Origin of the sequence: Flavobacterium sp. CF136, assembly GCF_000282055.1 — a bacterium.
Classification (GTDB): domain Bacteria; phylum Bacteroidota; class Bacteroidia; order Flavobacteriales; family Flavobacteriaceae; genus Flavobacterium.
This window is the reverse complement of record NZ_AKJZ01000008.1, coordinates 112,105-130,790: the sequence shown is the minus strand read 5'-3', so window position 1 is coordinate 130,790 and position 18,686 is coordinate 112,105. Positions and strand designations below refer to the sequence as shown.

Here is an 18,686-nt window from a genome sequence, read left to right as displayed (position 1 = left end):
AGCCCTAGCCCTGATGGAAGTGGCATCCTTTTGTGCCGGTGTTCGGCATAAAAGATACAGCGTACAGCAGGAATCAGCTCCTGATTAAACGAAAAACCGCCTCAAAACTAATTGAGACGGTTTGTATAATTGAAAAGCTGAATTATATCTTTAGAACTTATAAGTTACTCCAACTCTTACGTTTCTTGGCTGTTCTGACTGCCAGTAGTACGCTTTCAGATAAGAGTAATAAGATCCGCTGTAAAGGTATTTATCAAGAATGTTAAACATATTTGCCGTGAATTTTAACTTTCCTGTTTCGTATGACAAACCTCCGTCAAGTTTGAAATAAGTAGGGAGTTTTTCGAGTCCGACGCTCCATGTATCAGTTTGACGTCCTGCCAGAAAAGTTCCGCCAATTGATGCGCCTAATCCTTTAAGTTTGCCATTTACGAGGCTGTAGTTTAACCAGGCGTTTGCAGTATGTTTAGAATAGCCAGGAACAATGTCACCTTCTTTAATACCTGTTGCCAGAGAAACGACAGGATCAATTTTGTTTACAATAGATTCTGTAAAAGCGTAGTTTGCTATAAGATTAAGACCATCAACGATTTTACCTCTTAAATCAAATTCGAAACCCTGTGCTCTTTTTTCACCTAAAATAATACTGTATTGTATTCCGGATGTATTAGCCGGGTCATTTGTTGTTTCATTTTTCTTTAAAATTCTGTAAGCAGCTATTGTAGTGCTCCATGAACCGTCAAACCAGTCTTTTTTAAGACCAAATTCAAGATTATTACCAGTAAGTGGTTTTGGCTGTTCTCCATTTTTCATAATTCCACCCTGAGGGGTAAAAGCCTGATCGTATAATCCATAAAAAGCAGTGTTTTCTGTTATTGAGACACTTACGCCTACGCGTGGTGTAATATGACTATCGGCTATTGGAGCTCCTCCCCAGCTTGCCTGACTGATCCAGGTATATCTGGCGGCAAGTGTAAGTCTTAAAATGTTTTCAAAAAAACCAAGTTCATCCTGAACATAACCGGCTGCATATTCTGAACTCATAAGCCCGCCAATTGCTTTAGCCCTGTCTTTGAGCGGTGTATCGCGGTCAAAGTTTGGCATTCCATTAGCCGGAGTACCATAATCAGGATTATTTACATTAAAGGGATCATCTACCGTATCAAGATCATGTGACTGACCCCAGTCTGCCATATAATCTTTGCTTCCTAAATCGACTCCTCCCAATACTTTATGGGTTACAGGACCAGTATTGAATTTTCCGTTAAGGAATATTTGTCCCAAATACATATTGCTTTCAGCATCCCAGATACCTACATTTCGTATAATTTCACCAGTATTAAGAGCAGCTCCTGATGTACCAACAGGTCCGGGACCTACTGCAGATGGCCATGAGCTGTATCCTTTTTGTAAATATTTAAAATAGCTGGTTTGGGCTGTAAGTTTCCAGTTGTCATCAAACTTATGTTCAAACATAAGATAACCACTGTGATCATTCATTTTAGTATCAGGCAAACCCGGTTGTGTCATTGTAAAATCTACAGGAGTTGTAGCATATCCTCCTGAATCAGCACCAAAAATATAATACGAACCAACCTCGGTCATGTTTGCATGCTGGAAGTTGTATTCAAGGGTAATTTTGGTTTTGTCATCAATCTGATAGGATAATACCGGAGCAATCACATACCGGTCATTGTGCTCAAATGGTCGGTGAGAACCTTTCTTTTGCAAAGCACCATTGAAACGGTATAAGAACTTCCCTTTTTTGTCGAATTTCCCGTCAAGGTCAATACTGGCCCTGTAAAAATCATAACTTCCTCCCATTACAGTAGCTTCACCTTTGGTGATTCCAGTTGGTTTTTTGGTTACGACATTATAAAGACCACTTGGATCACCACTGGAAAGCATGAATCCTGCCGGGCCTTTTACGAATTCGATATGATCTACAAAACTCATGTCTTCGGTAAGCGGTCCCCAGAAAGAAGATACTACGTTGAAACCGTTTCGGAAAGCCTGAATTTGTGATCCCCGCATAGTAATATTGGTGTACATGTCGCCCCAGTGCTCTAAACGTACAGCACCGCTCACGTTACGTATAACGCCGTCGCTCATACTGATAATTTGCTGATCTTTTAATGTCTGACCACTCACTATCTGAATGTTTTGCGGAATTTCTAACACAGGAGTGTTAAGACGTAATGATAAAGAGGGTTTGTCCTGCTTGTATTTGTTTTTTGTAATGACAACTTCGTTAAGTTCTTCCTGATTTTCGGAAAGTGTGAAGTTTCTGGTTACCGTTTGACCGGCAGTAACAGTAATATTTTCAGAAAGTGCCTTAATGCCTGGGCCGCTTATGCTTAAAGTATAGCTTCCCGGTTTGACATTTTTAATTTCATATTGCCCGTTATTATTGGTAATGGCGGTATATTTTGTTCCTTTAAGCGCCACAGCAATATTTTCTGCAGGAACATGATCACTTAATAAAATTCTCCCGTTTACTTTACCTTGTCCCTGAGCAATTATGCTGACTGAACTTAAAAATAAGAGGCAAAATAAAATTCCTTTTGTATAAGATATTTTCATTTTGGTTTGGTGTTAAATTTTTATTGCGCAAAAGTAAAGGCAAATTTCTTTTCGACCAAATTATTTTTAATTATTCTAAATAAAAATAAAAAATTAAAATTTGAAATGTAATTTATTGATTAAAACACTATCTGATAACAAGTGAATTAAGTATGTATAGCTAAGAATTTATCTATAAAATAAAATTTATTAGTTTTGAGCGTAAATTGTTCTAAAAACTCTTTTTTTCGTTGCAAAAAAAATATTTAAGAGAAATAGTCTTATGAAATGTTAAGGCGGTAGTCATAAAAAAAAGCGAACTAACGAAATTGCCGCCTTCAAACGCAACAAAAAAATGTGAACCTTTATTCTCTTTGTTCTTCTGAATCTAAATTTGCTTATTTAGAACAAAACCAATAGAAATTAAATTATTTTTGTAATCGTTAAAAAAAAGAAAATCAAATCTGTTTTAGGTAATAAATTAGAATATAATGTCAATAATTAAGGAGTTGCAACAATTATCAGAATCATTAGAAGGAACACTTTTATATGATGATCTTCATAAAACGCTTTATTCGACCGATGCTTCGGTGTACCGCATAAAACCAAAAGCGGTTGCCGTGCCTAAAACTATAGAAGATATTAGTAAATTAATCAGGTTTGCAGCGAAGCATCATATTTCGATTACACCAAGAACGGCCGGAACTTCGTTGGCAGGACAAACCGTTGGTGATGGAATTGTGGTTGATGTTTCGAAGAATTTTACCAGAATCCTGAATTTAGACCCGATTGAAAATACAGTTACAGTGCAGCCGGGTGTGATTCGTGATGAACTGAATTTATTCCTAAAACCGCACGGTGTATTTTTTGGGCCCAATACTTCAACTTCAAACCGCTGTATGATTGGAGGAATGGTAGGGAATAATTCTTCGGGGACAACTTCGATCCGATATGGTGTGACGCGTGATAAAATTGTCGAAATCAAAGCCATTTTGAGTGATGGTTCTGAGGTGGTTTTTAATGAACTGACTTCGGCGGAATTTATCGAAAAAACTAAAGGCGATACTTTAGAAAATAAAATTTACAAAAGTATTTTCGATGAACTTTCGGTTAAAGCAACGCAGGAAGAAATTATAAAAGAGTTTCCGAAGCCTGAAATTCACAGAAGAAATACAGGTTATGCCGTTGATATTTTATTGAAGTCGGATTTGTTTGGAGGAACTGAACCAACAATTAACCTCGGGAAATTACTCTGCGGAAGCGAAGGAACATTAGCCTTTACAACCGAAATCACTTTAAAAGTTGACGATTTGCCGCCCGCACATAATATTATGGTGGTGGCGCATTATCATAGCATTCAGGAATCGCTGGAATCTGTTGTAGTGGCGATGAAACATCATTTGTATACCTGCGAAATGATTGACGACACAATTTTGGATTGTACCAAAACCAACCGGGAACACATAAAAAACAGGTTCTTTTTGCAGGGTGAACCCAAAGCGATTATGATGTTTGAAGTGGCTTCGCATGATTTGGAAGATGCCGAAAATCAGGCTGACGCTTTAGTGGCTGATTTAGAGAAAAATAACTTTGGTTATGCTCTGGTAAAAATTTACGGAGCTGATATTGAAAAAGTAAATGAACTTCGTAAAGCCGGATTAGGACTTTTAGGAAGTATAGTTGGTGATGATAAAGCGGCTGATTCTATTGAAGATACAGCGGTTGAATTGAGCGATTTGCCTGCTTATATTGCAGAATTTTCTGCGATGATGTTACGTCACGGACAAGGTGCGATTTACTATGCGCATGCGGGTGCGGGAGAACTGCATTTGCGTCCGGTTCTGAACCTGAAGAAAACATCAGACCTGAAATTATTCAGGACCATAGCGACCGATGTGGCTCATTTGGTCAAAAAATACAGAGGTTCGTTAAGCGGGGAACATGGCGACGGAATTGTGCGTGGTGAGTTTATTCCGTTTATGATTGGCGAGAAGAATTACGAATTGCTGAAACGAATTAAACTGGCTTTCGACCCGAATTCGGTTTTGAATATTGGGAAGATTGTGAACGCTTTAAAAATGGATGAAAACCATCGTGTGATTTCTGGTCGGGTAGAACCGGATATTAAAACGTTTCAGGATTTTTCAGACAGTTTAGGGATTTTGCGTGCAGCCGAAAAATGCAACGGTTCCGGAGATTGCCGAAAATTGCCATCGGCAGGAGGAGCCATGTGCCCGAGTTATCGTGCGACGAAAAATGAAAAGGAAACAACGCGTGCGAGAGCGAATGCGTTACGTGAATATTTGACGTATTCCGAGAAAGAAAATAAATTTGACCAGAAAGAATTATACGAAGTTTTTGAGTTGTGTGTGAGCTGTAAAGCCTGCGCCAGCGAATGCCCGAGTAATGTGGACGTTGCAACCTTAAAAGCCGAATTTTTATATCAATACCAAAAAGCAAACGGATTTTCGACCCGAAATAAGATTTTTGCACACAATGCAAAACTGAATAAAATGGGAAGTTTGTTTCCGTCAATAACCAACTTTATTTCGAATCAGTCGCTGGTTAAAAAAAGCATGGGGATTGCACTGGAAAGACAAGTGCCGTTATTGGCAAAAAAAACGTTTAAAAAATGGTTTGAAAATCGGAAAAAGCAAAATCAGGATTTTCCAAACGGACAGGTGTATTTGTTTAATGATGAATTCACGAATTATTATGATGTAAATATCGGAATTGATGCTTTCGAATTACTGACGAAATTAGGGTATGAAGTTTTGGTGGTAAATCACGAAGAAAGCGGCAGAACCTATTTATCGAAAGGATTTCTGGAAGAAGCAAAAAAAATAGCGAATATAAATATTGGTATTTTTAAAGATTTAGTTTCCGGAAAAGCACCGCTAATCGGAATCGAACCGTCTGCAATTCTGACTTTTAGAGACGAGTATTTACGTCTGGCGGATGATAAAGAAAGTGCTGAAAAAGTAGCCCAGAATGCTTATACAATTGAAGAATTTTTTAAAAATGAAATCAATCTGGGTAAAATCACAGCTGATTCTTTTTCGGAAGAAAAGAAAGAAATCAAGATTCATGGACATTGCCATCAGAAATCATTGAGTTCTGTTGAAGCGACTTTTGCCATGCTGAATTTGCCAAAAAATAACGTGGTTACGATTTATAATTCGGGTTGCTGCGGAATGGCGGGATCATTCGGTTATGAAAAAGAACATTATCAGGTAAGTATGCAAATGGGAGAGGATACACTATTCCCGAAGGTGCGCTCAACTGCTAAAAATGTGGAAATCGCCGCTGCAGGAACAAGCTGTCGCCACCAAATTTATGACGGAACAAAAAGAGAAGCGCAGCATCCGGTAAGTATTTTAAGAAGCTGTTTGAAGTGAGACAGAACGCTGATGACACGGATTTATGTGTATTATTGTGGATTTTTTAATCATTTTGATCTTGTAATCTGTGGCTAAATTTTCACGCAGATTCAGCAGATCACAGCAGATTTAATTTTGAGATAGTCATAAATATCTGTAAACACCAGCTTAAATCATTTTAAATCTGCATGAGAAAATAATTCGAGAAAATTTGTGTAATTCGTGGCGAAAAAAACTCTTATAAACAAAATCGTTTTATATATTTGATTTCAGGATAATTTTTGCATTATTTGTAAAATAAAAGCATAAAGACCTCAATATATTAATTTATAATAGCAAAATTACATATGGCATTATCAGGTTTATTCCGAAAAAAAACGGTGCAGGATATTTTGAAGCAAGTTGCAAAAAACGATGCTGATGGACACAATGCATTAGGAAAGCATTTAACCACCAGAGATTTAACCGCATTTGGTATTGCTGCAATCGTTGGGGCAGGAATTTTCAGCACGATTGGTAAAGCCAGTGCTGATGGAGGCCCGGCGGTTATTTTCTTGTTTTTATTTACTGCTTTGGCTTGTAGTTTTGCAGCTTTTGCTTACGCCGAATTCGCTTCGATGGTTCCGGTTTCGGGAAGTGCTTATACGTATTCTTATGTAGCCTTTGGGGAAATTATTGCATGGATTATTGGATGGGCTTTAATCATGGAGTATGCCGTTGGAAATATAACCGTTGCCATATCGTGGAGTGATTATTTTACAGGACTGCTCCAGAGTGGCGGAATTCATTTACCACAATGGATCCAGATGGATTATCTAACTGCTTCAAATGGTTTTAAAGATGCCACGGCATTAATTCAGAGTGGAAAATCTTTCGAAAATTTAGACTCAGGATTACAAACAGCTTACACAGCCTGGACAACAGCACCAACTATAGGCTCATTTCATTTCGTAGCCGATTTGCCTGCATTATTTATTATTGTTTTAATTACAGCTTTGGTTTACAGAGGGATGAAAGAATCCCGTAATGCGAGTAATGCAATGGTAGTTGTAAAACTTTGCATCGTACTTTTGGTAATTGCCGTAGGTGTTTTTTATGTAGATACGGCAAATTGGGACCCGTTTGCACCAAATGGCGTAGGTGGGGTTTTAAAAGGAGTTTCAGCAGTTTTCTTCGCATATATTGGTTTTGATGCGATTTCGACAACAGCGGAAGAATGTAAAAATCCACAACGTGATTTACCACGCGGCATGATGTGGGCGATTATTATTTGTACCATTTTATATATTGCGATTGCTTTGGTACTTACCGGAATGGTTCGTTACAATCAGTTGAATGTTGGAGATCCTTTAGCATTTGTTTTCGATAAATTAGACTTAAAATGGATGTCAGGAATTATTGCAGTCAGCGCAGTAATTGCTATGGCAAGCGTTTTATTGGTTTTCCAGATGGGACAGCCGCGTATCTGGATGAGTATGAGCCGTGATGGTTTATTGCCAAAGAAATTTTCTACCGTGCATCCAAGATTTAAAACACCATCATTTGCAACAATTGTAACAGGTTTTGTGGTTGCAGTTCCGGCTTTATTTTTAAACCTGACTATGGTAACCGATTTATGCAGTATCGGAACTTTGTTTGCTTTTGTATTAGTGTGTGCAGGAGTTTTGGTTTTGCAAAACAAACCGGAAATTCCGAGAGGGAAATTCAAAACGCCGTATGTAAATTCAAAATATATTCTGCCTTTTTTAATGATTGCAGGATTATATTATGCTTTTGCTTTCAATAATAAGGCGACAATGGGTTTTATTAATAACGAAGCACAGATTAATGATGCAACGACAATTATTACTTCTTTAGACAAAACGGAATCTGATAAAGTTTTCAGTTATTTAAAAAACATTGATGTACAGAATAAAACGTCAGCAACATCGGATGTAGAACATTTGCTAAGTCAATACCAGGATGACGATACAAAATATGCTGAGGTTGTAAAAGGTTTGCCAATCAACGATGCAGTAAAATACGAATCAGGTTTCAGCTTATTCAAGCATAAAATTCCAATGTGGATTTTTCTTTTCGTTTTAGTTGGATTGGCCGTTTGGTCATTCAGACAAAATCTATCTTTAATCCCGCTTTTAGGACTTATCTGCTGTCTTTATATGATGGCCGAATTAAGTGTCTGGAACTGGATTTACTTTACGATCTGGTTATTAATAGGATTGTTTATTTACTTCACTTATAGTAGAAAAAACAGTAAATTGAACTTTGTAGAGAAGTTATAAGTTTTTGAATTATAAATTATAAATGAAAGCGCCGTTTTGAATTAAATCTCAGAACGGCTTTTTTATTTCACGCAGATTCTGCAGATTAAAGCAGATTAAAAAAGATTTTAAACTTATAGCAATAATAAATCTGCACACATCTGCCTAAATCTGCAGAATCTGCATGAAAAAAACTTAGTGAATCTCTGCGAAACCCTCCGAGAATCTCTGTGAAATAACATTACAAAACCCCAAGTTCCACCATGCATTCCTTCATCATTTCGTAAGTACGCTGAATATCGTTATCCAAACCAATCGAAAAGCGGATTAAGCCATCCGTCAATCCCATTTCAGCTTGTTCCTCTAACGGAATCTCACTGGAAGTAGAAGTACCTGGTGCGCTGAATAACGTTTTATAGAATCCTAAACTTACTGCTAAGTATCCTAAGTTTCTGGCTTGCATCAATTCCATTAATTCATTGGCTTTCGCCAAAGTTCCAACATCAATAGTCAACATGCCTCCAAAACCATATTCCGGATTAATCATCGTTTTATAAAGCTCATGACTCGGGTGACTTTTTAATCCGGGATAAACCGTTTTTAAGCCATTAGCTTCAAATTGATCAGCTAAAAAATGAGCATTATGACTATGTTGTTTAATTCGGATATGAAGCGTACGAAGATTTTTCATCACACTTGCAGAACGCAAACTATCCATTGTTGGCCCCAAAAGCATGCTCGCTCCGTTGTTTACATTTTTTAAGGAATTAATAAACTCTTTAGGTCCACAAGTCACACCCCCAACCGTATCGCTGCTTCCGTTAATGTATTTCGTCAAGCTATGAATCACTATATCAGCGCCTAATTTTGCCGGAGAAACTGACAAAGGTGAAAACGTATTATCAACAACCAATTTCAGGTTGTGCTTTTTAGCAATCTGTGCCAAACCGGCAATATCAGCAACTTCCAATAACGGATTACTCACCGTTTCGCAATACAAAACTTTAGTTTTTTGCGTAATTGCAGCTTCAACAATATCCAATTTTGTGATGTCCACAAAAGTCGTTTCGATACCAAACCGAGGTGTGAAATTTTTAAGAAAAGCATAAGTTCCGCCATAAATAGTTCTGCTTGAAACAATATGATCTCCGGCACCGCACAACTGCAATAGAGTAGGTGTAATCGCCCCCATTCCGGAAGCCGAAACATTTGCCGTTTCCGTTCCTTCCATCGCTGCCAAAGCCTGATCCAAATACAAATTACTCGGAGATGAATGGCGCGAATACAAATAACAGCCTTCGATATTGCCTTCAAAAGTATCAAACATGGTTTTAGCTGAAAGAAAAGTATAAGTCGAAGAATCAGAAATCGAAGGATTCACGCCTCCAAATTCACCAAAATATTGCAAATCCTGAATATTGTCTGCCGGGTTAAAGTTTTTCATAGTTTATGTCATTGCGAGGAACGAAGTAATCTCATCCTCTGGTTAGTATTATTTGTTTTTTGACTTAGCGATTGCAATTGATTTTTGCAATTGAAATTGTTATTGTTAGGAGCTAATTCCTGCTGTCCGCTATATCTTTTCCTGGTTAAAGAAACCAGAAAAAGGATGCCGCTTCCATCAGGGCTAGACACCCGTTTTCAAAATAAATCCTATTCAAAATAACAGTTTATTAGAAAATTAATCAACCATTATGTTTATAATTAGATTTTAAAACTATTAAAATAAATTAATAAAGATTATTTGTCTAAATTTGATTTGAAAAACCTGAATAAATAGATTTTTTTTCATTTCAATAAAAAATAAAATACAAACCTTGAGGATGAGATTAGCTTACGCTCAGTTCGCTGCGCTCGAGTGCTTCGTTTCTCGCAATAACACAAAAATGACTTTAGACGCCACCGATAAAAAACTATTGGTTTTATTACAAACCGATTGTAAAAAGACAACCAAAGAATTATCTCTAAAACTCAATCTTTCAGTGACGGCCGTTTACGAGCGTATCAAAAAGTTAGAGCGTGAAGGAATCATCAAAAACTATGTAGCTTTAGTAGATAAATCTAAAATCGAAAAAGGATTTGTAGTTTTTTGTCATCTCAAACTCATTCAGCACACCAAAGAATTCTTAACCAAATTTGAAAGCGAAGTCATCCGGCTCAGTGAAGTTTTAGAATGCCATCACGTAAGCGGTGATTACGATTATATCTTGAAAGTATTAGTAAAAGACATGGAAGCGTACAGGGAATTTTTGGTAACCAAACTCACAACGTTACAACACATTGGAAGTACGCAAAGTACCTTTATGATTAGCGAAGTGAAGAATTCGACGGTTGTTTTTTAAAGTTACTAAGGTTAAGGTTCTGAGTTTGCTTTTAGAATAATCTCGCAAAGACGCGAAGTCGCAAAGAATATAAAAACTTTGCGACTTCGCGTCTTTGCGAGACTAAAAAAAACAAAACCTTTGCAAACTTTGCGGTTAAACCTCCAGAACAAAATCCTCACAAAAAACATTGAAATTTAAACTTTAAACAAAACTTAATTCCTTAATTTTGTACCGCTAAAAATAAAAATAGACAAACTATGAGTTCATTTGACGTAGTCATTATAGGTTCAGGTCCTGGCGGATATGTATCAGCAATTCGTTGCGCACAATTAGGTTTCAAAACAGCAATTGTAGAAAAGTATAACTCTTTGGGAGGAACCTGCCTTAACGTAGGTTGTATTCCTTCAAAAGCATTATTGTCATCTTCTCATCATTATGCAGAAATTGCACATTTTGCAGATCATGGTATTGAAGTTTCCGGAGATGTGAAAATCAATTTAGAGAAAATGATTGCCCGTAAGCAAGCAGTTGTAGATCAAACTGTAGGTGGAATCAACTACCTAATGGATAAAAATAAAATTACTGTTTTCAATGGTTTAGGTTCTTTCGTTGATGCAACACACATTGCAGTTGCCAAAGCTGACGGAACATCTGAAACTATCGAAGCAAAATATACGGTAATCGCAACAGGTTCAAAACCATCTTCTTTACCATTTATCAAAATTGATAAAGAAAGAATCATCACTTCGACTGAAGCTTTGGCTTTAAAAGAAGTTCCAAAACACCTGGTTATTATTGGTGGTGGCGTTATCGGAATTGAATTAGGACAAGTTTATTTACGTTTAGGAGCTCAGGTTTCTGTAGTTGAATTCATGGACAGAATTATTCCTGGAATGGATGGTGCTTTGTCTAAAGAATTGACTAAAGTATTGAAAAAACAAGGAATGAAATTCTACGTTTCCCACAAAGTAAAATCGGTAGAAAGAAACGGCGATGCAGTTGTAGTTCAGGCTGAAAATGCAAAAGGAGAAACCATTACTTTAGAAGGGGATTATTCATTAGTTTCTGTTGGTCGTCGTCCTTATACAGACGGATTGAATGCTGACAAAGCCGGAGTTAAAATTTCAGACAGAGGACAAGTTGAAGTAAACGACCATTTACAAACTAACATCCCTAATATTTATGCAATTGGTGATGTTGTTCGTGGAGCAATGCTGGCACACAAAGCAGAGGAAGAAGGAACTATGGTTGCTGAAATCTTAGCAGGTCAAAAACCACATATCGATTATAACTTAATTCCTGGTGTAGTTTACACCTGGCCGGAAGTAGCTGCAGTCGGACAAACTGAAGAGCAGGTAAAAGCTTCTGGAGCCGAATATAAAGTGGGAAGTTTTCCTTTCAAAGCTTTAGGTCGTGCAAGAGCAAGTGGAGATTTAGACGGATTCGTAAAAATCATTGCTGACGCTAAAACTGATGAGGTTTTAGGTGTTCACATGATTGGAGCCCGTACAGCAGATTTAATTGCTGAAGCAGTAACTGCAATGGAATTTAAAGCTTCTGCTGAAGATATTTCAAGAATGAGCCACGCACACCCAACTTTTGCTGAAGCAGTAAAAGAAGCAGCTTTAGCCGCTACAGATAACAGAGCATTACACGTATAATTTACGTAAATCATATTTTTTAAACCGTCAGAATTTATATTTTGACGGTTTTTTTATTGTCTAAAAATATGTTGCTGTAAATTTTAAATAACAAACCCGACAGGTTTTTAAAATCTGTCGGGTTTACTATTAAGATGAAAATATTTATGGTCTGAAAACACTTCTGTAGTTATCCCAGTATCTGTATATTAGAAATAAATTGGCTAAAAATAACAAGGCTGCAATAGGCAATTTTTCCGGAGACATAAAATAATTAATAAATAAAATGTTAACGGTAATAGGAAGAATTAAAATATTGGCAAGAGTTACAAAACGCCCACTAACAAAAGCTAAACCGCAAATTAATTCTATTGATTTTGCTAATGGAAATAAATAAGTAGAAGCAACTAACCCCATGTTGAAAGCTTTAAAGTTATCGTTTGTTATCGGCTCAGCCGGCATTAGATTAAAAAAATAGCTGAGTGAGGCAAAAAGGAGCAAAAGGCCAATTAAAGTACGGATAATAATGGTAGCAATTTTCATAATATTAGGATTTTAATAGGTTAAAAAATATAAATTATTTGCTGATAAACATTACTAATTTTAATTCTCCAATAAAAATGAAAATCTGTTTTTACGACTGTTTTACTGAGAATTTTATAATCAATACAATTCTATTTTAGGATTAATTTAATTCTATATCAAATATAACGAATTTTTTCTTATGAAATTGCTAATTTCTTATCCCTTCTTACTTCTTAATGTATTTTTTATAAAGGAAAAATGTGCCAAAACCAATCAAAATAAAAGGCCAAAGATTAATTATAAATACAAAGATTGACTCAAGAATATACCAGCCATTTTTTAATGAATCCAGAACTTGAATACCTAAATTTGGTTTGTAAGCATCGCTGTTTTTTTCGCTTGGCATTATTTCTTGTCTGATGGTTTCGTTTTGGTAAAGCTGTAATGTTACCGTGCTAAAGTTAATCTGATCCTGTAAAGATAAATTATCGATTGTGCGATTATCATTTGCTTCTTTCCGGTTTGCCAAAGTATTTTCGGCTTCCATAATATCATTTATTTTTTTGCCTTTCTCATCAATTGCTTTTTCAACTCTTTTCTCAGTATTGGTACTTCTTTTTTGAGAAAGCTGATTCGATAATAATTTTAATGAAACATCATCTGCTTTGATTACTCTGAAATCAAGGAAATCGATTTGTTTTGCAATTGTTTTAATTACCGTATCCAATTGAGTGTTGGGTACCCGAATCGTAATATTGTTTTCAACGGTATACTTTGTCGTTTCTAAGGTGCTGTCCTGACTGATTTTGGTCTTAATCTGATCATGAATGTTGCTTTGTAAATTGGTGTAAGTAACAAAACCTCCAAATTTTTGAGTGGCATTTTCAATTGCATAAGTTGACTTGACGACGTTTTTAACCTTAAATTTAATATCGGCAGTTCGGATAAATTTCTGCTTACTGTCTTTTTTTTCTACCGCAGCCGATGATGATACTGCAGTGCTGTCTGCTGAAGTTTTGTAATCTGTAGTTTCTTCGGAAGAAGCGTAGTCTGCTTTTTTACAGGAAAATAATAAGGCGATGATTACCAGGGTAGTCAAGCCTAATTTTGCAATTGTTTTCATAAAGGTTATAAAATTTGATTAATAAATAATTGATCGTCTGCTCATCAGACTGATTTTAGTTTTGCTACAGATTAAAAAGATTTCCACTGATTTTTATAATGAACTCTAATTCAATCTGTGCTATTTTTTCGTGAGTAATTTTTTAATCAAATAGGCAGGAAAAGTTTTAAGAATAAGTGTTAATTCGATATACTAAAAAGTGTGCCAATATTTTTTTAAGATTACTTTATTGAAGGAATTTTTTTGTCGTAATTTTGAAGTCTAAAATTGATTCATTTTTGAGAGTTTCCATTCACAAGCACATTCCGGATCCAGAGCAGTTTAAACAGCAACTTTTAAGTTGGTCACAACAATTTCGCGAGGTTGTTTTTTTGGATAGTAATTCCTATCCACAAGAATATTCCAGTTTCGATTGTATGATGGCTGTTGATGCTTTTACATCTTTAAAGACTGATTTTCATAATGCTTTTGAGGATTTAAAGCAATATCAGCAAACTACAAAAGACTGGCTTTTTGGTTATTTGTCTTATGACTTGAAAAATGACGTAGAGCCTTTGAGATCATCAAATTTTGATGGTTTGGATTTTCCGGATTTGTTTTTCTTTCAACCAAAAAAAATACTTGCATTGAAAGGGAATCAACTTGAAATGCACTATTTATTGCTTTGTGATGATGAGATCGAAGATGATTTTAATGACATAGTCGAAAGTCAAAAGTCAAAAGTCGAAAGTGAAGACTCTTTAAAAATACAACAGCGTATTTCTAAAGAATCATATGTTGAAAAAGTAAATAAAATTCTTGAACATATTCACGCGGGAGATCTGTATGAAGCAAATTTTTGTATGGAATTTTTTGCTGAAAATGCTGTTATCCATCCGTTGGAAAAGTTTCAAAAGCTGAATGATATTTCAAAAGCGCCATTTTCAGTTTTCTTTAAAAACAATAAACACTTTTTGCTTTCAGCTTCACCGGAACGTTATCTTAAAAAAGTCGGTGAAACGATTATTTCTCAACCAATAAAAGGAACATCAAAACGATTTTCAGATATAAATGAAGATGAAAAGTCGAAACGAGATCTGGAAACCGATGCAAAAGAACGGGCCGAAAACATCATGATTACTGATTTAGTACGTAATGATTTGTCGCATACCGCCCAAAAAGGCTCGGTAGAAGTCACGGAACTCTGCAAGATTTACTCTTTTCTGCAGGTACATCAGATGATTTCTACGATTACATCAAAATTAGATGCCCAATATTCTCCTGTTGATGTTTTAAAAACGACTTTCCCAATGGGAAGTATGACGGGGGCTCCAAAAATTTCAGTAATGAAAATCATCGAAAATCTTGAAGAAACCAAACGTGGTTTGTATAGCGGAGCGGTGGGTTATTTTACACCCGAAGGCGATTTTGATTTTAATGTTGTAATACGAAGTATTTTGTACAATCAGGAAAATCAATATGTTTCGTTTTCTGTTGGGAGTGCTATTACCGCTCAGTCTGTTCCGGAAAAGGAGTATGAAGAATGTTTGTTAAAGGCTAAAGCAATGTCTGAAGTATTATCAGGTTCAATTTGAAAACAATAAATTTGAAAAGTGTCTGCAATGAAATTAATCTTAAGAACCTATAATCTAAAATTAAAACACACTTTTAGAATTTCAAGAAAATCGATCGATTTTCAGCCTTCCCTTATAGTCGAATTACAGGAAGATGGGTTTTCAGGATACGGAGAAGCAACTTCAAATCCGTATTATAATATTACTGTTGAAATTTTGCAGAATGACATTGAAAGAATCCGTGATATTGTAGAGGCAGCTTCTGATGAAACGCCTGAGGAATTCTGGTCAAAAATAAATCCGTTACTTATCGAAAATCCTTTTGCTTTATGCGCTTTAGACAATGCGTATAACGATTTATATGCTCGAAAAAAAGGTAAAAAATTACACGAATTATGGAATTATGATATTACACATAATCCATTAACCAATTATACGATTGGGATTGATAGTATTGAAAATATGATTACTAAAATGAAGGAACTTCCATGGCCAATTTACAAAATTAAGCTCGGGACTCCTGATGATATTGCAATTGTAACCGAATTACGAAAACACAGCGATGCGATTTTTAGGGTTGATGCGAATTGTGCCTGGACTGTAGAAGAGACTTTATCGAATGCCGAAATCTTTAAAAAATTAGGTGTCGAATTTATAGAGCAGCCTTTAAAAGCGAATGATTGGGAAGGACAGCGTGAAGTTTTTAAAAATTCGGTTTTACCCATTATGGCTGATGAAAGCTGTATTGAAGAAGCAGATGTTGCCAGATGTCACAATCATTTTCACGGTGTAAACATAAAACTGATGAAATGCGGCGGTATAACTCCAGGCAGAAGAATGATTGCCGAAGCTAAAAAGCTAGGTTTAAAAACAATGGTAGGCTGCATGACGGAATCTACTGTTGGAATTTCGGCCATTGCACATTTATTACCCGAATTGGATTATGTAGATATGGACGGTGCATTATTATTAACCGAAGATATTGCGAGCGGTGTTATCATTAAAAATGGTAAGACATTTTATGCTGACGGAACCGGAACGGGAGTAATTTTGTTCTAACATTTCCTTTTAAAATAATGTACCTTTGTAAAAAATTAAACGATGACAAATAACGATATCCTAAAAAAACTTCGCGTGGCTTTAATGCTCCGTGATGACCAAATAGTTGAAATTTTAGAATTAGTAGATTTTAGAATTACAAAATCAGAATTAGGTGCTTTTTTCAGAGCTGAAGATCATGAGAATTACATGGAATGCGGTGATCAGGTTTTGCGTAACTTCTTAAACGGATTGGTGATTCATTTAAGAGGAACTAAGGAAAATCCGAAAAATCCAAATGATGTTTTAGCTAAACATAAAGCTGAAATTCCGAAGAAAGAAACTTCCAAAGAAAGACCTGAATTTAAAGCTAGCCCAAAAGACAGTGAAAGAGCAAGGGGCGATCAGAAGCCGTCAAAACCCGGAGCTGCTAAAAAACCTTTCAAGAAAAATAATTCGAAAGCTACACCTAAGATACAGGTTGTAGAAAAAGTAGTTTACAAAAACGGTAAAAACAAAAAATAATAGATATTATACAATATCATAATTTAATAAATCCCTTCGAGAAACAATCGAAGGGATTTTTTTATTACCAAAGATTTTATCGTAGAGGCGCACAGCAGTGCGTCTAACATGTCTCGTGAATCAAGATCGGTAACAAACATTGCGTAGACGCTGCTGTGCGACTCTACGTATATCTTGTTTTTCAAAAACATTTTGAAAACGGAATATTATTTGTGTAATAACTGCAAACAAAAATCCCTCCGATATTCGGAGGGATTTTTTATATAACTATTTCTTATTTGATTAAGATAATGCAGCTTTAACCTGATCTGCAGCTTCCTGAAATTGAACAGCAGATAAAATTGGCATACCTGAATTATCAATTAATTCTTTTGCAATTTCAGCATTTGTTCCTTGCAAACGAACAATAATCGGCACATTGATAGCATCACCCATATTTTTGTAAGCATCAACAACTCCTTGTGCCACACGGTCACAACGAACGATTCCACCAAAAATATTAATTAAAATTGCTTTTACGTTTGGATCTTTTAAGATAATACGGAAAGCAGTTTCAACACGTTTTGCATCGGCAGTTCCACCAACGTCAAGGAAGTTAGCAGGCTCAAAACCAGCATATTTAATTAAATCCATAGTTGCCATTGCAAGTCCGGCTCCGTTTACCATACATCCAACTGTACCGTCAAGATCTACATAATTTAGTCCTACTTCTTTAGCTTCAACCTCGATTGGATTCTCCTCACGGATGTCACGCATTTCAGCATATTTAGCTTGTCTGTATAAAGCATTATCATCGATATTTACTTTAGCATCAACAGCCATAATTTTATTGTCTGAAGTTTTCAAAACCGGGTTGATTTCAAACATAGAAGCATCAGAACCAATGTAAGCATTGTATAATGAATCGATAAATTTTACCATTTCTTTGAAAGCATTTCCTGAAAGACCTAAGTTAAAGGCAATTCTTCTTGCCTGAAAACCTTGTAATCCAACAGAAGGATCAACTTCTTCAGTAAAAATTAAATGAGGTGTGTGCTCAGCAACTTCTTCAATATCCATTCCACCTTCAGTAGAATACATAATCATGTTACGGCCTGTAGCTCTATTTAATAAAACAGAAACATAAAATTCAGAAGTTTCACTTTCACCAGGATAGTAAACATCTTCAGCTACTAAAACTTTGTTTACTTTTTTACCTTCAGCTGAAGTCTGAGGTGTAATCAATTGCATTCCGATGATTTGTCCAGCAATTTCTTCAACTTGTTGCAAGTTTTTAGCCAGCTTAACTCCACCACCTTTTCCACGTCCACCTGCGTGAATTTGTGCTTTTATTACATGCCATCCTGTACCGGTTTCGGCAGTTAATTGTTTTGCAGCAGCAACAGCTTCAACTGCATTATTAGCTACAATTCCGCGTTGAATGCGTACTCCGTAACTCGCTAAAATTTCTTTTCCTTGATATTCGTGTATGTTCATAATATAGAATTTGTCTGGTTCTGAATTTAGTTCAGAATAAAAGTGCGACAAAAGTAGCAAAATTCAACTTAAAAGTAAAATCTTTTTTAATTAATAATAAACCAGCTCCGGATTGTTAAATAATTTTATTTTAAAGTCAATATAAGGTTAAACAAATATGTTTTAAATGTTAATTCCGGGACCCTATATCGTTTTAGATTTAACATAAAAGCAATGTATTTCTGGTACTTCTTGTTGATTTTTCTTAATATAATTTAAAACAGATTATCATTTTGGCAA

Annotated in this window: 12 protein-coding genes; 7 read left to right on the top strand and 5 right to left on the bottom strand. The window is 35.8% G+C overall.

Annotated elements, in window-relative coordinates:
• Positions 1 to 150 precede the first annotated feature (150 nt).
• Complete coding sequence (locus tag PMI10_RS03015; RefSeq protein WP_007804343.1) at positions 151 to 2,583, bottom strand: TonB-dependent receptor; 2,433 nt, start codon at positions 2,581 to 2,583, stop codon at positions 151 to 153.
• Positions 2,584 to 3,053: 470 nt separating this feature from the next.
• On the opposite strand from PMI10_RS03015, the gene PMI10_RS03010 reads away from it, so the two are divergent.
• Both PMI10_RS03010 and PMI10_RS03005 read left to right on the top strand, forming a co-directional pair.
• Entirely contained in the window at positions 3,054 to 5,960 is a 2,907-nt protein-coding gene (locus PMI10_RS03010; RefSeq protein WP_007804341.1) for an FAD-binding and (Fe-S)-binding domain-containing protein, read from the top strand.
• A gap of 329 nt (positions 5,961 to 6,289) precedes the next feature.
• Positions 6,290 to 8,224, top strand: a complete 1,935-nt coding sequence (locus PMI10_RS03005) for an amino acid permease (RefSeq protein ID WP_007804339.1) — start codon at positions 6,290 to 6,292, stop codon at positions 8,222 to 8,224.
• A gap of 220 nt (positions 8,225 to 8,444) precedes the next feature.
• Here the strand turns inward: PMI10_RS03005 and PMI10_RS03000 are convergent, their stop codons facing one another.
• Positions 8,445 to 9,647, bottom strand: coding sequence for an aminotransferase class I/II-fold pyridoxal phosphate-dependent enzyme (locus PMI10_RS03000; protein ID WP_007804337.1), 1,203 nt, complete (start codon positions 9,645 to 9,647; stop codon positions 8,445 to 8,447).
• A 442-nt stretch (positions 9,648 to 10,089) separates the two neighbouring features.
• Between PMI10_RS03000 and PMI10_RS02995 the strand changes: the two genes are divergently transcribed.
• Positions 10,090 to 10,545: an Lrp/AsnC family transcriptional regulator gene (locus PMI10_RS02995; protein WP_035631271.1), complete on the top strand. Its 456-nt coding sequence runs from the start codon at positions 10,090 to 10,092 to the stop codon at positions 10,543 to 10,545.
• A gap of 239 nt (positions 10,546 to 10,784) precedes the next feature.
• A complete protein-coding gene (gene lpdA / locus PMI10_RS02990) occupies positions 10,785 to 12,188 on the top strand; it encodes a dihydrolipoyl dehydrogenase (RefSeq protein WP_007804333.1) in 1,404 nt (467 codons plus the stop codon).
• A 144-nt stretch (positions 12,189 to 12,332) separates the two neighbouring features.
• Here lpdA and PMI10_RS02985 read toward each other — a convergent pair whose 3' ends face one another.
• On the bottom strand, positions 12,333 to 12,710 hold the full coding sequence (locus PMI10_RS02985; RefSeq protein WP_007804331.1) for a DoxX family membrane protein: 378 nt from the start codon (positions 12,708 to 12,710) through the stop codon (positions 12,333 to 12,335).
• Positions 12,711 to 12,918: 208 nt separating this feature from the next.
• On the bottom strand, positions 12,919 to 13,815 hold the full coding sequence (locus tag PMI10_RS02980) for a DUF4349 domain-containing protein (RefSeq protein WP_007804329.1): 897 nt from the start codon (positions 13,813 to 13,815) through the stop codon (positions 12,919 to 12,921).
• A gap of 278 nt (positions 13,816 to 14,093) precedes the next feature.
• Here PMI10_RS02980 and PMI10_RS02975 point away from each other — a divergent pair, with 278 nt between their 5' ends.
• From PMI10_RS02975 to PMI10_RS02965, 3 genes are read left to right on the top strand one after another with little or no spacing between them, the layout of a single operon-like run.
• Complete coding sequence (locus PMI10_RS02975; RefSeq protein WP_007804327.1) at positions 14,094 to 15,389, top strand: anthranilate synthase component I family protein; 1,296 nt, start codon at positions 14,094 to 14,096, stop codon at positions 15,387 to 15,389.
• 27 nt (positions 15,390 to 15,416) lie between these two features.
• Positions 15,417 to 16,427 (top strand): dipeptide epimerase, encoded by a 1,011-nt coding sequence (locus PMI10_RS02970; protein ID WP_007804325.1) that lies wholly within the window; start codon positions 15,417 to 15,419, stop codon positions 16,425 to 16,427.
• A 42-nt stretch (positions 16,428 to 16,469) separates the two neighbouring features.
• Positions 16,470 to 16,931 carry a DUF1456 family protein gene (locus PMI10_RS02965; RefSeq protein WP_007804323.1) on the top strand — a complete coding sequence of 154 codons (462 nt, stop codon included), beginning with the start codon at positions 16,470 to 16,472 and terminating at the stop codon, positions 16,929 to 16,931.
• A 282-nt stretch (positions 16,932 to 17,213) separates the two neighbouring features.
• Here the strand turns inward: PMI10_RS02965 and sucC are convergent, their stop codons facing one another.
• Complete coding sequence (gene sucC, locus PMI10_RS02960; protein WP_035631260.1) at positions 17,214 to 18,407, bottom strand: ADP-forming succinate--CoA ligase subunit beta; 1,194 nt, start codon at positions 18,405 to 18,407, stop codon at positions 17,214 to 17,216.
• Positions 18,408 to 18,686 lie beyond the last annotated feature (279 nt).

Excerpts from the sequence above, each read along its gene's own strand:
- PMI10_RS03000 (WP_007804337.1), bottom strand. The coding sequence starts at position 9,647 with ATGAAAAACTTTAACCCGGCAGACAATATTCAGGATTTGCAATATTTT.
- lpdA (WP_007804333.1), top strand. The coding sequence starts at position 10,785 with ATGAGTTCATTTGACGTAGTCATTATAGGTTCAGGTCCTGGCGGATAT.
- PMI10_RS02995 (WP_035631271.1), top strand. The coding sequence starts at position 10,090 with ATGACTTTAGACGCCACCGATAAAAAACTATTGGTTTTATTACAAACC.
- PMI10_RS02980 (WP_007804329.1), bottom strand. The coding sequence starts at position 13,815 with ATGAAAACAATTGCAAAATTAGGCTTGACTACCCTGGTAATCATCGCC.
- PMI10_RS03015 (WP_007804343.1), bottom strand. The coding sequence starts at position 2,583 with ATGAAAATATCTTATACAAAAGGAATTTTATTTTGCCTCTTATTTTTA.
- PMI10_RS03005 (WP_007804339.1), top strand. The coding sequence starts at position 6,290 with ATGGCATTATCAGGTTTATTCCGAAAAAAAACGGTGCAGGATATTTTG.
- sucC (WP_035631260.1), bottom strand. The coding sequence starts at position 18,407 with ATGAACATACACGAATATCAAGGAAAAGAAATTTTAGCGAGTTACGGA.
- PMI10_RS02965 (WP_007804323.1), top strand. The coding sequence starts at position 16,470 with ATGACAAATAACGATATCCTAAAAAAACTTCGCGTGGCTTTAATGCTC.
- PMI10_RS02970 (WP_007804325.1), top strand. The coding sequence starts at position 15,417 with ATGAAATTAATCTTAAGAACCTATAATCTAAAATTAAAACACACTTTT.
- PMI10_RS02985 (WP_007804331.1), bottom strand. The coding sequence starts at position 12,710 with ATGAAAATTGCTACCATTATTATCCGTACTTTAATTGGCCTTTTGCTC.
- PMI10_RS03010 (WP_007804341.1), top strand. The coding sequence starts at position 3,054 with ATGTCAATAATTAAGGAGTTGCAACAATTATCAGAATCATTAGAAGGA.